This is a genomic window from Citricoccus parietis (genome assembly GCF_042433045.1).
Lineage (GTDB): Bacteria > Actinomycetota > Actinomycetes > Actinomycetales > Micrococcaceae > Citricoccus > Citricoccus parietis.
Window position 1 is genome coordinate 80,224 of the sequence record NZ_JBHLWH010000022.1, and the last position, 15,063, is coordinate 95,286.

The 15,063-nt window shown below is 68.7% G+C and carries 18 protein-coding genes; 10 read left to right on the forward strand and 8 right to left on the reverse strand.

The annotated features are described in order from the left end of the window. The first annotated feature begins 140 nt into the window (after positions 1-140). Genes ACFFIO_RS08505 through ACFFIO_RS08515 form a run of 3 tightly spaced genes read left to right on the forward strand, consistent with a single transcriptional unit; the run spans position 141 to position 1,923 of the window. Positions 141-581 (forward strand): DUF3099 domain-containing protein, encoded by a 441-nt coding sequence (locus ACFFIO_RS08505; protein WP_378041152.1) that lies wholly within the window; start codon positions 141-143, stop codon positions 579-581. Next, entirely contained in the window at positions 578-913 is a 336-nt protein-coding gene (locus tag ACFFIO_RS08510) for a hypothetical protein (RefSeq protein WP_378041153.1), read from the forward strand. Before ACFFIO_RS08505 ends, ACFFIO_RS08510 begins: the two co-directional genes overlap by 4 nt. Further along, the gene (locus ACFFIO_RS08515) at positions 910-1,923 is read left to right on the forward strand and encodes an SURF1 family cytochrome oxidase biogenesis protein (protein WP_378041154.1); all 1,014 of its coding nucleotides are present in this window, start codon (positions 910-912) and stop codon (positions 1,921-1,923) included. Before ACFFIO_RS08510 ends, ACFFIO_RS08515 begins: the two co-directional genes overlap by 4 nt. Positions 1,924-1,949: 26 nt before the next feature. Here the strand turns inward: ACFFIO_RS08515 and abc-f are convergent, their stop codons facing one another. Next, on the reverse strand, positions 1,950-3,548 hold the full coding sequence (abc-f, locus tag ACFFIO_RS08520) for a ribosomal protection-like ABC-F family protein (protein ID WP_378041155.1): 1,599 nt from the start codon (positions 3,546-3,548) through the stop codon (positions 1,950-1,952). 141 nt (positions 3,549-3,689) lie between these two features. Between abc-f and ACFFIO_RS08525 the strand changes: the two genes are divergently transcribed. Genes ACFFIO_RS08525 through ACFFIO_RS08535 form a run of 3 tightly spaced genes read left to right on the forward strand, consistent with a single transcriptional unit; the run spans position 3,690 to position 5,883 of the window. Then, complete coding sequence (locus tag ACFFIO_RS08525; RefSeq protein ID WP_378041156.1) at positions 3,690-4,346, forward strand: biotin transporter BioY; 657 nt, start codon at positions 3,690-3,692, stop codon at positions 4,344-4,346. A 5-nt stretch (positions 4,347-4,351) separates the two neighbouring features. Further along, complete coding sequence (locus tag ACFFIO_RS08530) at positions 4,352-5,224, forward strand: energy-coupling factor ABC transporter ATP-binding protein (RefSeq protein WP_378041157.1); 873 nt, start codon at positions 4,352-4,354, stop codon at positions 5,222-5,224. Further along, entirely contained in the window at positions 5,221-5,883 is a 663-nt protein-coding gene (locus tag ACFFIO_RS08535) for a CbiQ family ECF transporter T component (protein ID WP_378041158.1), read from the forward strand. The genes ACFFIO_RS08530 and ACFFIO_RS08535 overlap by 4 nt, the downstream gene beginning before the upstream one ends. A gap of 73 nt (positions 5,884-5,956) precedes the next feature. Here ACFFIO_RS08535 and ACFFIO_RS08540 read toward each other — a convergent pair whose 3' ends face one another. The 6 genes from ACFFIO_RS08540 to ACFFIO_RS08565 all read right to left on the reverse strand — a co-directional run bounded on the left by ACFFIO_RS08540 (position 5,957) and on the right by ACFFIO_RS08565 (position 11,103). Next, entirely contained in the window at positions 5,957-6,283 is a 327-nt protein-coding gene (locus ACFFIO_RS08540) for a metal-sulfur cluster assembly factor (protein WP_159550960.1), read from the reverse strand. A gap of 11 nt (positions 6,284-6,294) precedes the next feature. Further along, entirely contained in the window at positions 6,295-7,059 is a 765-nt protein-coding gene (sufC, locus tag ACFFIO_RS08545; RefSeq protein WP_378041159.1) for a Fe-S cluster assembly ATPase SufC, read from the reverse strand. A gap of 68 nt (positions 7,060-7,127) precedes the next feature. Next, positions 7,128-7,472 carry a non-heme iron oxygenase ferredoxin subunit gene (locus ACFFIO_RS08550; protein ID WP_159550956.1) on the reverse strand — a complete coding sequence of 115 codons (345 nt, stop codon included), beginning with the start codon at positions 7,470-7,472 and terminating at the stop codon, positions 7,128-7,130. Beyond that, positions 7,472-8,788 carry a Fe-S cluster assembly protein SufD gene (gene sufD / locus ACFFIO_RS08555; protein ID WP_378041160.1) on the reverse strand — a complete coding sequence of 439 codons (1,317 nt, stop codon included), beginning with the start codon at positions 8,786-8,788 and terminating at the stop codon, positions 7,472-7,474. Before sufD ends, ACFFIO_RS08550 begins: the two co-directional genes overlap by 1 nt. 2 nt (positions 8,789-8,790) lie before the next feature. After that, complete coding sequence (gene sufB / locus ACFFIO_RS08560; RefSeq protein WP_159550954.1) at positions 8,791-10,251, reverse strand: Fe-S cluster assembly protein SufB; 1,461 nt, start codon at positions 10,249-10,251, stop codon at positions 8,791-8,793. A 111-nt stretch (positions 10,252-10,362) separates the two neighbouring features. Then, the gene (locus ACFFIO_RS08565; protein WP_378041161.1) at positions 10,363-11,103 is read right to left on the reverse strand and encodes a helix-turn-helix transcriptional regulator; all 741 of its coding nucleotides are present in this window, start codon (positions 11,101-11,103) and stop codon (positions 10,363-10,365) included. Positions 11,104-11,225: 122 nt separating this feature from the next. On the opposite strand from ACFFIO_RS08565, the gene ACFFIO_RS08570 reads away from it, so the two are divergent. The 3 genes from ACFFIO_RS08570 to ACFFIO_RS08580 are packed head-to-tail and all read left to right on the forward strand — an operon-like array spanning position 11,226 to position 14,063. Continuing rightward, a complete protein-coding gene (locus ACFFIO_RS08570; RefSeq protein WP_378041162.1) occupies positions 11,226-12,167 on the forward strand; it encodes an ABC transporter ATP-binding protein in 942 nt (313 codons plus the stop codon). Beyond that, positions 12,164-12,982, forward strand: a complete 819-nt coding sequence (locus ACFFIO_RS08575; protein ID WP_378041163.1) for an ABC transporter permease — start codon at positions 12,164-12,166, stop codon at positions 12,980-12,982. Before ACFFIO_RS08570 ends, ACFFIO_RS08575 begins: the two co-directional genes overlap by 4 nt. A gap of 46 nt (positions 12,983-13,028) precedes the next feature. Next, a complete protein-coding gene (locus tag ACFFIO_RS08580) occupies positions 13,029-14,063 on the forward strand; it encodes a COX15/CtaA family protein (RefSeq protein ID WP_378041164.1) in 1,035 nt (344 codons plus the stop codon). An 18-nt stretch (positions 14,064-14,081) separates the two neighbouring features. Here ACFFIO_RS08580 and ACFFIO_RS08585 read toward each other — a convergent pair whose 3' ends face one another. Beyond that, entirely contained in the window at positions 14,082-14,306 is a 225-nt protein-coding gene (locus ACFFIO_RS08585) for a hypothetical protein (protein ID WP_378041165.1), read from the reverse strand. On the opposite strand from ACFFIO_RS08585, the gene ACFFIO_RS08590 reads away from it, so the two are divergent. Next, positions 14,305-15,000 (forward strand): hypothetical protein, encoded by a 696-nt coding sequence (locus tag ACFFIO_RS08590; protein WP_378041166.1) that lies wholly within the window; start codon positions 14,305-14,307, stop codon positions 14,998-15,000. The two genes, ACFFIO_RS08585 and ACFFIO_RS08590, sit on opposite strands and share 2 nt — an antisense overlap. Positions 15,001-15,063: the final 63 nt, after the last annotated feature.

Here is a 15,063-nt window from a genome sequence, read left to right on the forward strand (position 1 = left end):
CTGGTCTGTCGTGCGATCAATGCGGTATGTCAGATCACTTCTCCGGTCATCCACTCTAGGGCGGAAAGTGGGACAATGAACGGAACCGAAACCCCGCTGGACGGTCGCCGTGCCAGCGCACAGCCTTGCAGGAGAGCCCCATGTCCACCCGTCACGTCCAGACCGGCTCGCAGGCCGGGCACCCGGGCCGTGACGACGACGTCCAGCGCATCACCAGCGCCCCGGAGGCCGGACACGTGGACCGGGATGCCCGATTCGTCCGCTACGCGTGGCAGATGGGCATCCGGACGGCCTGTTTCGTCGGGGCCTTCTTCACCACCGGCTGGGTGCAGATCGTGCTCTTCATCGCGGCCATCGTATTGCCGTACATCGCTGTGATGCTGGCCAACAACGGGGCCGTGTCCAACGGTCAGGTGCTGGACGCGGTTCCTCCGGCCACCGCGGGCACCCCGCAACTCGGCTCCCGGCTCGAGCTGACCGCCGGACCCGAGACCTTGCTGGGTGAGACCGTGGACGGCGGTCCGGAACCGGGAGGCCACCCGCATGAGACGAACCACGATCACGACGACAGGGCCGCATGAGCCACGATGACCTTCTGGGTGCCCTGGACGGCACCAATCCTCCAGTGCCTCCGGCGCCCGCACCCGGTGGCCGGCCGTCGTCGGGAAGCGGTGCGCGCAGCTCCACTGCGGCGGACCAGCAGGTCTGCTCCCGCAAGGGTTGCGGGCACCCGGCGGCCTGGCGCCTGGAATGGAACAATCCCCGGATCCACACCCCCGAGCGGCGCAAGACATGGCTGGCCTGCGAGGACCATCGGGACTGGCTGGCCGACTACCTGCAGTCCCGCGGACTGCTGAAGGACGTGCTGCCCCTGGACCCGACCGGCACTGACACCCGCGAGAAGGATTCATGACCCAGACGAGCAACGACCGCGTCACCGGCGCAGGCGCAGGCGCAGATCAGCGTGCCGGGAACGCCGGACGATACGAGTCTTCCGAGAGCGACCGGCAGGCCGATTCCGGCCGTCCGGGACAGAAGCGTGCCCGGCTCGACTTCCGCTTCCTGCTCTCCCCCCAGTGGCTCGGCGGGCTGGCGTTCTGTGCCATCTTCTCCGTGGCCTGCGCCCTGCTCGGGCAGTGGCAGATGGACCGCCGCATGGAGGCCGTCACCGAGATCAACAAGGTCCTGGAGAACTACGACGACGCCCCCGTCCCGCTGGCCGGCAACGAGGACCTCTTCACGGCGTTCGAGGCCCCCCGCGAATGGACCCCGGTGGAGATGACCGGCGAGTACCTGGTTGAGGACACCCAGATCGTGCGCAATCGCCCGAAGGCCGGCAAGCCCGGGTACGAGGTCATCGTCCCGTTCCAGGCGGACACCGGGGACATCGTCGCGGTCAACCGCGGTTGGCTGCCCATCGGCAACACCGCCGGCTGGCCCGACGTCGTCCCCGCGCCCCCCGAGGGCGAGGCCACCGTGGTGGTCCGCACCAGGCCCGGCGAGCCCACCCTCGAGCGGGACGCCCCGGAAGGGCAGTTGGCCTCGATCGACCTGGTGGCCCTGGAAGAGGCCGTCGGCTACCCGATCGCGGACACCGCCTATGGGGAGATGGTCGAGGAGGACCCCGCTCCGGCGAGCCGACCCCAGACCCTGGTGCCGCCCACCCTGGATGAGGGGCCGCACCTGTCCTACTCGCTCCAGTGGTTCCTCTTCGGCCTGATGAGCTTCATCGTGTGGGGCTACATGGGCCGTCAGCGGGCTGTGAACGACCGCGACGACCGGGAACTCGGGCTGACCGAGGAGCAGGGATACCTGTCCGCCTACCGCGCCCCGAAGCGCAGGCCGGTCCGGCGCCGCAACGGTCAGCTCACCGACGAGGAGGCCGAGGACGCGTTGCTGGACGAGGCGGAGGCCCGCCGGTAGGGCGCAGTCACAGAGCGATCAGGCACTCAGGCCAGGGTGATGAGGTCCTGGTAGGTACTGTTCCAGTGGTCCTCGATGCCGTCCGGCAGGAGCACCACGCGCTCCGGATTGAGTGCCTCCACGGCACCCTCATCGTGCGTCACGAGCACCACGGCACCCTCGTAGGTGCGCAGGGCGTTGAGGATCTCCCGACGTGAGGCCGGGTCCAGGTTGTTCGTCGGCTCGTCCAGCAGCAGGACGTTGGCACTGGAGGCCACGAGGGTGGCCAGGGCCAGTCGGGTCTTCTCGCCGCCGGAGAGCACACCGGCCGGCTTGGCCACGTCGTCGCCCTGGAACAGGAACGACCCGAGGACGTTGCGCACCTCGGTGTCCGCCAGGTCCGGTGCCGCGGTCTTCATGTTCTCCAACACGGAGCGGTCGGTGTCCAAGGTCTCATGCTCCTGGGCGTAATAGCCGAGCTTGAGCCCGTGCCCGGCGATGACCTCACCGGTGTCCGGCTGGTCCACCCCGGCGAGCATCCGCAGCAGGGTGGTCTTGCCCGCGCCGTTGAATCCGAGGATGACCACGCGCGAACCGCGATCGATCGCCAGATCCACCCCGGAGAAGATCTCCAGGGATCCATAGGACTTGGAGAGGTCCTCCGCCTTGAGAGGGGTCTTGCCGCACTTGGCGGGCTCCGGGAAGCGGATCGCGGCGACCTTGTCTGCCGCCCGCTCGCCCTCCAGGCCCTTCATCATGCGTTCGGCCCGCTTGATCATGCTCTGAGCGGCCACCGCCTTCGTCGCCTTGGCTCGCATCTTGTTGGCCTGCTCCATCAGATGCGTGGCCTTCTTCTCCGCATTGGAGTACTCACGCTTGCGCCGGGCCTGGTCCTGCTCACGCTGCAGCAGGTAGGTCTTCCACCCCATGTTGTACGTGTCGATCACCTGGCGGTTGGCATCCAGGTACAGCACCTTGTTGACGGTCATCTCCATGAGGTCCACGTCGTGGCTGATGACGATGAACCCGCCCTGGTAGGCCTTGAGGAAGTCGCGCAGCCACACGATCGAATCGTGGTCCAGGTGGTTGGTGGGCTCGTCCAGGAGCAGGATGTCCGCGTCCGAGAAGAGGATCCGCGCCAGCTCCACGCGGCGCCGCTGGCCGCCGGACAGGGTGTGCAGGGCCTGGTCGAGGATGCGGTCCGGCAGGCCGAGGTTCGCACAGATCGTGGCGGCCTCCGACTCCGCGGCGTACCCGCCCGACGTCGTGAATTCCGCCTCGAGCCGGCCATAGCGGTTCATGGCCTTCTCCCGGATCGCGTCATCCGCATTGGCCATATCGTCCTCCGCCTGGCGCATGCGGCGGATGATCTGATCCAGGGACCGTGCTGAGAGGATGCGGTCCCGCGCCGTCTGGTCCATGTCCTCGACCTTGGGATCCTGGGGCAGGTAGCCGACCGTACCGCGGCGGGTCACATTGCCTCCGGCGGGGAGGCCGCCGCCGGCCAGGACCTTCGTCAGGGTGGTCTTGCCGGCACCGTTGCGCCCGACCAAGCCGACCTTGTCCCCCTTGTCCACCTTGAAGGAGACTCCGTCCATGAGCAGCCGGGCCCCCACGCGAAGTTCGAGGTCTGTGACGGCAAGCACGGGAAGGACTCCTTGAGGTGAATAGACTGTCCGGCAGGGCTGGCGGAACCCGCCAAGTCTACCGTCGCCGTCCAAACCGGGATGCCCGCCAGTCCGCGCCCCTGTCCGCACCACCATCCCGCCGCCTCCAAGGAGTCCACCGTGAGCCAGTCCGTTTCCGTCGCCGGCCGCAAGCCGCTGGCCGTTCCCGCCCAGGTGGCCCTCGCCGGCGTCTTCGCCGCCCTGATCGCCGTGTGCGCCATGCTCCCGCCGATTCCCGTGGGCGGATTCGGTGTGCCGATCACTCTGCAGACCTTCGCCGTCATGCTGACCGGACTCATCCTGGGCGCGCGGCTCGGCTTCCTCTCCGTGGCCTTGTACGTGGTGGTGGGCCTGGCGGGACTGCCGGTGCTCTCCGGCTTCAACGCCGGCTTCGGTGTGCTCGCCGGCCCCTCCGGCGGCTACCTGCTGGCGTTCCCCTTCGCGGCCGCCTTGACCGGCGCCCTCTCAACCCTGGTCCTGAAACGGGGTCAGGCCGCCGCCGCCCAGCGTGTTGCCCGGGGCACTGACGTGGCCGCCGGACGGATCGGCTTCGGCTGGTGGGCCCTGGTCTGGCTCTCGGCTATGGTGGGTTCCTTCGTGTTCATCCACCCCATGGGCATCGGCGGGATGATGCTTGCGCTCGACCTGGACCTGCCGACCGCCCTGGCGGCGGACATGGTGTTCTGGCCCGGTGACGTCATCAAGAACCTGCTAGCCACCGCCGTGGCCGCCACGGTGATCCGGGCCTTCCCGGCCCTGGCCCTCCGGCGTTTCTGAGCGGCGTGGAGTCCTCCATCACACAGGACCGTGACAGCATCACCCACGGCCAGCCCGGCAGCGGGAGAACAGCCTCCGGCCTGGAGCTGCGGGCCGCCGTGGTGGATGTCCCCGGGGCCGCGCCAGGGCCCGGCCAGTCGGCCGGCTCGGAGGTCGGCACCGTCCGCGTCCTGGGCCCGGTGGACCTGGTGGCCTCCGAACCCACGGTCGCGGTGATCGGGGCCAACGGCTCGGGGAAGTCGACGCTCATCCGCCTGCTCAACGGCCTGGTCCTGCCCGCTGCGGGCAGCGTGCGCGTGCACGGCCTGGACGCGGCCACGGAGACCACGGCCGTCCGTGCGCGGACCGGATTCGTCTTCACCGACCCCCTCGTCCAGCTGGTGATGCCCACCGCCGGAGAGGACATCGAACTCTCCCTGCGGCGCACGCACCGCCGCCGCCCGGAACGAAGGGCGGCTGCCGAGCGCCTGTTGCAGGAGCACGGACTCGGCGGCCTGGGGCACCGCAGCATCTATGACCTCTCCGGTGGGCAGCGCCAGCGCCTGGCCCTGGCCTCGGTGCTGGCCACGGACCCCGTGCTGCTGGTGGCCGACGAACCCACCACCCTGCTGGATCTGGAGTGGACCCTCGGGGTCCAGGACCTCTTGCTCTCGCTGCCGGGATCAGGCCGGTGTGAGCAGGTCGTGTTCACCACCCATGACCTCGACTTCGCCGCCCAGGCGGACCGGTGCCTCGTCATCGCCGACGGGCACATCGTCCACGACGCCACCGGCCCGGACGCCGTTCAGTGGTACCGCGCGGACGTCCTGGCCCGCCGCGGCCGCAGGGATGGCCGGGACACGGGAACGGACCGGGACACGGGGACGGACCGGCTGTGAACCTGCTGGACTACCGGCCCGGGTCCACCGCGGTGCACCGCTGCCCGCTGTGGGCCAAGTACGCTGTGCTGCTGGCGCTCTCGGGAATCCTCGTCTTCTGGCGCCAGCCGCTGGTGGTCGGCGTGACCGTGGCGGTGGTCTTCGCCCTCTACCTGACGGCCTCGCTCCCCCGCGAGTTCCTCGCCCCCTGGCGCCGCGGCTGGCCCCTGCTGCTGTTCGCCGGGATCGCCCGCTTCGTCTCCGCGATCTGGGGCCCGACGCCGGTCCCGCCCCTCGAGGCGCTCGGTCCGGCCCTCGTGGTGGTGGCCGCGGTGTTCGGTGCCCTGGCTGCGGCACGGCTGCTGGTGATCACCACCCCGGGCACGGAACTGCTCGACGGGCTGGAGCGGTTCTTCGGCGTCCTGCGCCCGGTCGGCGTCAACCCCGAGGCGGCGGCCCTGGCGGTCAACGTGATGATCCGGTCCATCCCCTGGGTGGGTGGTGCGGTCCGTCGCAACGCCGAGGCCCTGGCCTCGCGCGGGCTGCGGCGTGGACCGGTACGGCTCATGGGACCGGTGCTGGTGGCGACCGTGGGACACGCCCGAGCCACCGGTGAGGCCCTGGCTGCTCGGGGGCTGCCGGCCGACCACGGCGAGACAGGAGAATCCCGGCCATCCTGACGTTTCCCGGTGATAATTCTCGGGAAAGTTCAGGACGACCGGGATTCTCCGACGCATCGGGTCAGACGTTGGATCAGATGTTGAAGCCGAGGGCCCGCATCTGCTCACGGCCGTCATCGGTGATCCGCTCGGGACCCCACGGCGGCATCCAGACCCAGTTCAGGCGCCACTCGTCCACCATGGTGCCGATCTCGTTGCTGATCTGCTCCTCGATCATGTCCGTCAACGGGCATGCCGCGGTCGTCAGGGTCATGTCCAGGATCAGGGCGCCGTCCTCGGCGTAGTGCATGCCGTAGAGCAGGCCCAGGTCCACGATGTTCACGCCCAGCTCGGGGTCCATGACCTCGTGCAGGGCCTCTCTGATGTCATCCAGTTCGGTCTGGGGTGCTTCAGTGGTCATGGGGATGCTCCTCAGGCTCCGGTTGCAGCGGTCTCGAAGCGCTCGTAGCCCTCGGCCTCGAGGCGGTCGGCCAGTTCGGCGCCGCCGGACTCGGCGACCTTGCCGTCCACGAAGACGTGGACGAACTGCGGCTTGATGTACTGCAGGATCCGGGTGTAGTGGGTGATCAGCAGGGTGCCCATGGCTCCGGTGTCCTGGGCGCGGTTGACGCCCTCGGAGACCACGCGCAGGGCGTCGACGTCGAGGCCGGAGTCGGTCTCGTCCAGCACGGCGAACTTGGGCTTGAAGAGTTCGAGCTGGAGGATCTCCACGCGCTTCTTCTCGCCGCCGGAGAAGCCCTCGTTGACGTTACGGGCCGCGAAGGACGGATCGATCTTCAGGCCCTCCATGGCGGCCTTGACGTCCTTGGTCCAGTGACGCAGGGACGGGGCTTCGCCGTCGATGGCGGTTTTGGCGGTGCGCAGGAAATTGGTCATGGTGACCCCCGGGATCTCGACCGGGTACTGCATGGCCAGGAACAGGCCGGCACGGGCCCGTTCGTCCACGGACATCTCGAGGACGTCCTCGCCGTCCAGGGTGATTGTGCCGGAGGTGACCTCGTAGCGGGGGTGTCCGGCGATGGTCGAGGCGAGGGTGGACTTGCCGGAGCCGTTGGGGCCCATGATGGCGTGGGTCTCACCGGTGTTGATGGTCAGGCTGACGCCCTTGAGGATCTCCTTGGGGCCGGTCTCGGTCTCGATGGAGACGTGCAGGTCCTTGATTTCCAGGGTAGACATTCGTGTTCTCCTTGCGGTTCCGCCGGTCGGCCGGCGGGAGGTTTCAGCGGAAGTTCTGGTGGGGCTGGTTACGAGTTCAGTGAGGCGCTGTTCAGCACGGTGGCGGTGTCGACCCACACGGAGTCGTCCTCCACGGCCAGCGCGTAGACGGCGACCGGGGCGGTGGCGGGCAGCACGTTCGGCTCGCCGGTGACCAGGTCGAAGGCAGAGCCGTGGCCGATGCACTCCAGGGCGCACCCCTCGACGAATCCGTCCGAGAGGGACACCTCCTCGTGCGAGCAGATGTCGTTGACCGCATGGAGCGAGCCGTCGGAGGCCCGGACCACGGCGACGTCGATGCCGTCGACCGTGAACCGCTTGGCCTCCTCGGCGCCGATCTCCGCGACGGCGCACACGCGCTGACCGGCGGCCATCAGAGGCTGGCCACCTGCAGTTCGGAATCCATCTGGTCGATGAGGTTCTCCTCGACGTCGGCGATCCCGATCTTCTGGATGATCTCGTGGAGGAAGCCGCGGACGATGAGCTCGCGGGCGTCCTTCTCCTCGATGCCACGGGCCATCAGGTAGAACAGCTGCTCGTCGTCGAACTGGGCCGTGGAGGAAGCGTGACCGGCTCCGTCGATGAGGCCCGTCTCGATCTCCAGGTTCGGGACCGAGTCCACGCGGGTGCCCTCCGAGAGGACCAGGTTCTGGTTCTTCTCGTAGCTGTCGGTGCCCTCGGCCTCCTTGCGGATCAAGACGTCGCCCACCCAGACGGTGTGCGCGTCCTGGCCCTGCAGCGCGCCCTTGTACAGGACGTTGGACTTGCAGTTCGCCACGGCGTGGTCCACGAACAGGCGCTGCTCCAGGTGCTGGCCGGCGTCCGCGAAGTAGAGGCCGAACATCTCGGTCTCGCCGCCCTGACCGGCCAACCGCGAGGTCGGGGTCAGGCGGACCAGGGAACCGCCGTAGGACACGGCCACGTGCTTGAACGAGGCGTCCTTGCCGATCCTGGCCTGCTGGGCGGAGACGTGCACCGCCCCGCCATCCCAGGACTGCAGGGAGGTGACGTTCAGGCCGGCCCCCTCCTGCACGTCGAACTCGATGTTCTGCGCGACCACGGCCGAGCCGCGGTGCTGGAGCACGACGTCGGCGCGCGAGTTGGGCGCGGCGACCACCAGCAGGTGCTGGGCGGCTGGGGCCGTGCCGGTCCCGGTGATGTCGATGCGCACCGGGGCGGTGGCCTCGACATCGGCGCCGATGGTCACGACGGTGGCCTGCTCGAAAGAGGCCCAGGCAGCAGCCGAGACACGGTCGTCCGGCGTGAGGACGGTGCCCAGCCGGGCATCGTCCCGGCCCACGGTCTCCACCGTGACGCCGTCCAGCTCGGTGACCGAGACGGCAGGTGCCGCACCGGTCAGACGGGCGTCGTCGCCGTCGGGCAGGTGCAGGCCGGCCAGCCGGTTCAGGGGCGTGAAGCGCCAGTCCTCCTCGCGGCCCGTCAGGGCCGGGAAGTCCGCCAGCTCGAAGCTGGAGAGGCGGTCGGCACGGGAGGACCCGGGCTTGACCGGGCGCTTCTGAGAACCGGACGGGACGCTGTGCGTGGCGTGGCCGGCGTCGGACGCCTCGGCCACGGTGGCGGCGAGCTTCTCGCCCTCCTCACCCATGCCGGGGATGACGGGCACACCGGCGCCGTCGGCGTCGATTTCCTCCGGGGAGGCGTTGTCAGTGGTGTTGACGGTCTGTGACACGCTCAGCCTACCGATCCTTCCATCTGCAATTCGATCAGCTTGTTCAGTTCCAGGGCGTACTCCATGGGCAGCTCGCGCGCGATGGGCTCGATGAACCCGCGCACGATCATGGCCATGGCCTCGGTCTCGGACATGCCGCGGCTCATCAGGTAGAAGAGCTGCTCCTCGGAGACGCGCGAGACCGTGGCCTCGTGGCCGAGGGTGGCATCATCCTCGCGGATGTCGATGTACGGGTAGGTGTCCGAGCGGGAGATCGTGTCCACCAGCAGCGCGTCACAGACCACGGAGTTCGCCGCGTTCTTGGCACCCTCCATCACCTGGACCAGTCCGCGGTAGGCGGCGCGGCCGCCGGAGCGGGCCACGGACTTGGAGACGATCGAGCTGGAGGTGTTCGGGGCCAGGTGCACCATCTTGGACCCGGTGTCCTGGTGCTGGTCCGCGCCGGCGAAGGCGATGGACAGGGTCTCGCCCTTGGCGTGCTCACCGGTGAGGTACACGGCCGGATACTTCTGGGTGACCTTGGAACCGATGTTGCCGTCGATCCACTCCATGGTGGCGCCCTCTTCGGCCACCGCGCGCTTGGTCACCAGGTTGTACACGTTGGTGGACCAGTTCTGGATGGTGGTGTAGCGAACGCGGGCGTTCTTCTTCACCACGATCTCGACGACGGCCGAGTGCAGGGAGTCCGAGTTGTAGATCGGCGCGGTGCAGCCCTCGATGTAGTGGACGTAGGAGTCCTCGTCCGCGATGATCAGGGTCCGCTCGAACTGGCCCATGTTCTCGGTGTTGATGCGGAAGTAGGCCTGCAGCGGGATCTCCACGTGGACGCCCTTGGGGACGTAGACGAAGGAGCCGCCGGACCAGGCGGCGGTGTTCAGCGCGGCGAACTTGTTGTCCCCCACCGGGATGATGGAGCCGAAGTACTCCTTGAAGATCTCCGGGTACTCCTTCAGGCCCGTGTCCGTGTCCAGGAAGATGACGCCCTGCTCCTCCAGGTCCTCGCGGATCTGGTGGTAGACGACCTCGGACTCGTACTGGGCGGCCACGCCGGAGACCAGGCGCTCACGCTCGGCCTCGGGGATGCCGAGGCGCTCGTAGGTGTTGCGGATGTCCTCCGGCAGGTCCTCCCAGGACTTCGCCTGGCCCTCCGTGGATCGGACGAAGTACTTGATGTTGTCGAAGTCGATGCCGGAGAGGTCGGCGCCCCAGGTCGGCATGGGCTTGCGGTCGAAGTACTTCAGGCCCTTGAGGCGCAGGTTGAGCATCCACTCGGGCTCGTTCTTCTTCGCCGAGATGTCCCGGACGACGTCCTCGTTGATGCCGCGGCGGGCATTGGCGCCCGCGTCATTCTGGTCCGACCAGCCGAACTGGTAGGCGCCAATCGCATTGAGTTCCGGGTTCTTCTCCAATACCTCGGAGATCACGCCCGGGTCGGCGTTCTCCTTGATGATCTGATCGGTCATCGCTGCCTCTCTGGTGATCGAGCTGGTGGTCTGTTGGATCTGGTGTAAATCTGTGTGAATCCGTGGAGTCCGGCGGGGCCGGTGGTCGCGCGGTGCCGCTTCAGGGCCGGCTCACGGCTCCGTCGGATCTGTCTGGTCCGCATCCCGACCCAGCGGTATGTGGGTGGTGCAGACGTGGCCGCCGGTGGGCAGGGTGGACAGCCGGCGTACGTCCACGCCGAGCAGGCGGGCGAAGAGCTCCGTCTCCTCCTCGCAGAACTGAGGGAAGTCCGCGGCCAGGTCCTGGAGTGGGCAGTGGCCCTGACAGATCTGCGCGGCCTTCAAGGTGGTCCGGCCTCCGGCGTTGGCGGCCAGGCCCACGGTGCGGACGCTGGCGGCGAAGCCCTCCTCGTCCAGGACCCGGGCCAGGGCGGTGGTCCGGTCCTTGAGGTTCGAGGCGGTGCCGATGGCCTCTCGGTAGCGGTCCTCGACGGCGGCGAAGCGATCCCGGGCCACGGAGCGGACGGCGTCTGCCCCTCCGACCTGGTTCAGCCGGTGGAGGGCCTGCGCGGCGACCTCGAGGTAGTCGTTGCCGAGGCGGGACTGACCGGCGCGGCTGACCACGTACCGGCGTGAGGGACGGCCGGCGCCTCGATTGCCGGAGACGAGCTTGACCTCGACGGCGCCTTCCTCGGACAGCACGTCCAGATGCCGACGGACGGCGGCCGCGGTCAGGCTCAGCAGCTCGCCCACGCGGGCGGCGCTGACCGGGCCCTGGGTCAGGACAACCTGCAGCACCCGGTCGCGGGTGCTCTCGCGTTGTCCGTCGACCGGGCCCGCGGCGGGCACGTCAAGTTGGCTGGTGGAATACACAACCCTTAGTTTACCTAATTAACGCCACCGCGAAAGTAAGGCGTGCCTTGCCCGAGGGTGGCGTCGGCCACGCCAGTTCTACGGGTCGTAGAAGTAGCGGGCCACGCGGGTACCATGGATGGGTGCCATCCTCACCCTCCGTCCTGGTGTCCCTTGAGGGACTGCAGAAGACCGTCCGTAGCCGCCGGGGAGATCTCCACATCCTCAAGGGCGTGGACTTCCGAGCCCGCAGTGGAGAGGTGACCGCGCTGCTGGGGCCCAACGGCGCCGGCAAGACCACCACCCTGACCATCGCGCAGGGGCTCGACCGTCCTGATTCCGGCACCGTCCGCCTCCTCGGTGAGGACCCCTGGCATGCCGGGGCCGCTCTGCGCAGCCAGGTCGGCGTCATGCTCCAGGACGGAGGGCTGCCCCCGTCCGCGACCCCGGCACGGTTGCTGCGTCATATCTGCTCGCTCTACCGGGAGCCGGCCGACATGGCCGCCCTCACCGAGCGCCTGGGCATCGACGAGTTCTCCGGCCGGGACATCCGCCGCCTGTCCGGTGGCCAGAAGCAGCGGGTGGCGTTGGCCGCCGCCCTCGCGGGCCGCCCGCGCGTCGTGTTCCTGGACGAACCGAGCGCCGGCTTGGATCCCGTCTCCCGCCAACTGGTGTTCGAGCTGATCCTCGAGCTGAAGCAGGCCGGACTGGCCGTGGTGCTCACCACCCATCTGCTCGACGACGCCGAACGGCTGGCTGATCACGTGGTGCTCCTGCGGGAGGGCGCCGTCGAACGGTCCGGGTCGGTTGCCGAGCTCACCGACCGCACGGGACCGACCCCGGTGCACTTCTCCGTCCCCCAGCCACTGGGCTCTGACGCGCTGGCCGCCTTCCCGTCCGGACTCCACCTGGTGCCAGAGGGCCCCAGCGCGCCGGCCGACTGCACGTTCCGCGTCGAGGGGCTGACCACCCCCGATGCCTGGGCGGACCTGGCCGGCTGGTGGCGCGATCACCGCATCATGCCCACGGACGTGCGCCTGCTGCACCGTTCCCTTGAAGAGGTCTTCCTGGAGGTCGCCCCGTGAGCAGTCCCGTGAACACCCCTCACAGCACCGCCAGCACCGCCGCGGCCGTGTCCCCGCAGGGCAGCCCCTCGCGGCTCGGCAACGCCAGCTCCCTGGCCCGCCGGGTCATGGCGCAGGGACGCTATGAGTCCGTCACCGCGATCCGCAACGGCGAGCAGCTGCTGATCTCCCTCGTCCTGCCCCTCATGGCCCTGTTCGCCGTCGTCTGGTCCGGACTGATGGACAGTGCCGGGGTCCGCGGAGTGGACGTGGCGGTGCCCGGCGTCCTCGCCCTCGCCGTGCTCAGCTCGGCCTTCACCGGGCAGGGCATCGCCACCGGATTCGACCGCCGCTACGGCGTGCTGGCCTACCTGTCCACGACTCCCCTCGGGCCGGCCGGGCTCATCCTGGGCAAGGCCTGCGCCGTCCTGGCGGTCCTGTTGCTCCAGGTCGTGGTGATCGGCGGGATCGGTCTCGTGCTGGGCTGGCAGCCCGTCTGGGCCGGGGTGCCGTGGGCCGTCCTCTTCCTCATCCTCGGGGCGGCCTCGTTCACCGCCCTCGGGCTCCTCATCGCGGGCACCGCGCGGCCTGAGGCCACCCTGGCCCTCACCAATCTGCTGTGGGTGCTGCTGGGCGCCGTGGGCGGGGCCGTCTTCCCGGTCCCCGCCATCAGCTGGTTCTCCGGCATCGCCTCCTTCCTGCCCTCGGCCGCGCTGGGCGACGGGCTCCGGTCCGCCTTCGGCACCGGAACGCCCGACGTCGGCGCCCTTCTCGTCCTGGCGGGCTGGGGCATCCTGGCCACGGTCGGCGCGCTGAAATGGTTCAAATGGCGCTGAGTGATCCACAGTTCATCCCCGTCCGTCTCGTTCAAAGGACCCTGAAGTGAGTACCCCCACCCAGTCCACCGCCCAGAGCGGTTCCGCCACCCGCCCCGGGCTGTGGCGCCGCATCGATGCGGGCATCGGCCGATACACTCCGCGGGACATCACCCGGGTCACCCTGGTGCTCGCCGTCATCTCGCTCGTGACCGAGATCGGCATCATCGTCACCGGCGGCGCCGTGCGCCTGACCGCCTCCGGCCTCGGCTGCCCGACCTGGCCCACCTGTACCGACGACTCCTGGATCAACACCCCGGAGATGGGGATCAACGGCGTCATCGAGTTCGGCAACCGACTGCTGACCTTCGTGGTGGGGCTGGCGGCCCTGGCCGTGCTGCTGTGGGTGTGGAACCTCCGGAAGTCCCACCCGAGCATCTTCTGGATCTCGGTGGGGATGCTGGCCTGCATCCCGGCGCAGGCCGTGGTGGGCGGCATCACCGTGTGGACCGACCTGAACCCCTGGGTGGTGGCGTTCCACTTCCTCGTCTCCTCGGTGATGGTCTGCTTCGCCACCCTGCTGGTGAACAGGGTGGGCGCCGAATGGCGTCACCGTCAGGCACACGGGGACCAGCCGGATGATTTCGCCTCGGTCGCCGATGGCCAGACCTCCGCACTCTCCCGGAGCCTGGCCCGCGGCATCTTCGTGATCGCCTGGGTGGTCCTGTACCTCGGGACCATCGTCACCGGTACCGGACCCCACGGAGGCGACGCCGACGCACCCCGTCATGACTTCGACCCACTGGTGGTCACCCGTCTGCACGCCTTCCCCGTCTACCTGATGACGGCCGCTGCCCTCGTGCTGCTCGTGGTGGTCCTGCGCCAGCAGTCCTCGCGGCTGCAGCGGATCTCGGCCTGGGCCCTCATCGCGGTGATCGCGTTCCAGGGGATCGTCGGCTACATCCAGCACTTCACCGGACTGCCGATCGGTGTGGTCCTGCTGCACATGTTGGGCACCGGCCTCGTCGTCTGGGCCGTCACCACCGTCTGGGACCGGCAGGTCTCCACCTACCGCACCCGGCCGGCCGCCGTCCGCTCCTAGCCGGGACGTCCGGATCGGTCAGCCGTCGCTGAGGTCGGCGCTCAACTCAGTAGCGAGCCTGGCCAGGTCCTTGTTCGCCGCCTGGTGTTCCGGAGCGCCTGGACCGCCCTCCCCGGCCTCGGTGATCTCAGCGACGAACCATTCCGCCGTCCCGGAGAAGCCATCTGCGGGACCCGGGCAGTCAAAACGCTCGTCGACGGCCTCGAAAAGCCCGTCCAAGCTGTCAACGGGAGCGGCCGTCATGGAGGATCGCGAAGATTCGGGAGTGGCCGACGTCGTCTCGCTCGGGATGGTGGCCGAGGACGAGGTCTCAGGCGCAGCTGGTCCCGCCTCGTTGGCGCAACCCGTCAGGATGAGCCCAGCCGTCAACACCACCACTGCGCCACCGGGCGGAAACGACCGGGCCTTCACCGACATTCGGAACCCCTCTGCTCGCCGTCAGGTGCCTTCACCCTACTTGCGCGCCAATGCCACACTAGGTTGCATGACCGACGCTGGTGCACGTGTACATCACTTCAGGCTGTGGCTACCGGCCGTCGCCATGGTGTCCGTCGCGTGGTTGGTCTTCTGGAGGTCCCAGCAATTCCCGGTCGTCTGTGCGCTTGCGTTCTCCTGTCCAGACCCGAACGCACGGATACCCCCGGCGCTGGTCTTTGGCGGACTCATGCTCGTACCACTGGTCGTGCTGGTGATGGGGTCTTATACGCGTCGACCAGCAGTGTGGCTGAGCAAGGTGTCCTATGTAGCGCTGGCTGGCCTGGCCATTCTGGGTTACGGGGCCATCCTCTTCGCCGGAGGATTCACGGCGGACCTGTGGTTCCTGCTCTGTTCCATCGCGATCTTGGGGACGATTGGAATTGCCGGTCTTGGAATCCGGAGAGACTCTGGTCTGGATCGGCGCGGCCTCAGTTCGACACACACGCCGAGCCGGCCTTGAATCTCCTATGTCTGTCAAGCCCCGGTGAGCTCATTCTGAGCGGCGGTGTTGAGGCGGCGGTAG

What these genes read in the sequence shown, in the direction of transcription:
- ACFFIO_RS08505 (WP_378041152.1), top strand. Translation starts at nt 141, where the DNA reads ATGTCCACCCGTCACGTCCAGACCGGCTCGCAGGCCGGGCACCCGGGC.
- ACFFIO_RS08510 (WP_378041153.1), top strand. Translation starts at nt 578, where the DNA reads ATGAGCCACGATGACCTTCTGGGTGCCCTGGACGGCACCAATCCTCCA.
- ACFFIO_RS08515 (WP_378041154.1), top strand. Translation starts at nt 910, where the DNA reads ATGACCCAGACGAGCAACGACCGCGTCACCGGCGCAGGCGCAGGCGCA.
- ACFFIO_RS08540 (WP_159550960.1), bottom strand. Translation starts at nt 6,283, where the DNA reads ATGACCACTGAAGCACCCCAGACCGAACTGGATGACATCAGAGAGGCC.
- sufC (WP_378041159.1), bottom strand. Translation starts at nt 7,059, where the DNA reads ATGTCTACCCTGGAAATCAAGGACCTGCACGTCTCCATCGAGACCGAG.
- ACFFIO_RS08550 (WP_159550956.1), bottom strand. Translation starts at nt 7,472, where the DNA reads ATGGCCGCCGGTCAGCGCGTGTGCGCCGTCGCGGAGATCGGCGCCGAG.
- sufB (WP_159550954.1), bottom strand. Translation starts at nt 10,251, where the DNA reads ATGACCGATCAGATCATCAAGGAGAACGCCGACCCGGGCGTGATCTCC.
- ACFFIO_RS08590 (WP_378041166.1), top strand. Translation starts at nt 14,305, where the DNA reads ATGGAGGATCGCGAAGATTCGGGAGTGGCCGACGTCGTCTCGCTCGGG.
- ACFFIO_RS08585 (WP_378041165.1), bottom strand. Translation starts at nt 14,306, where the DNA reads ATGACGGCCGCTCCCGTTGACAGCTTGGACGGGCTTTTCGAGGCCGTC.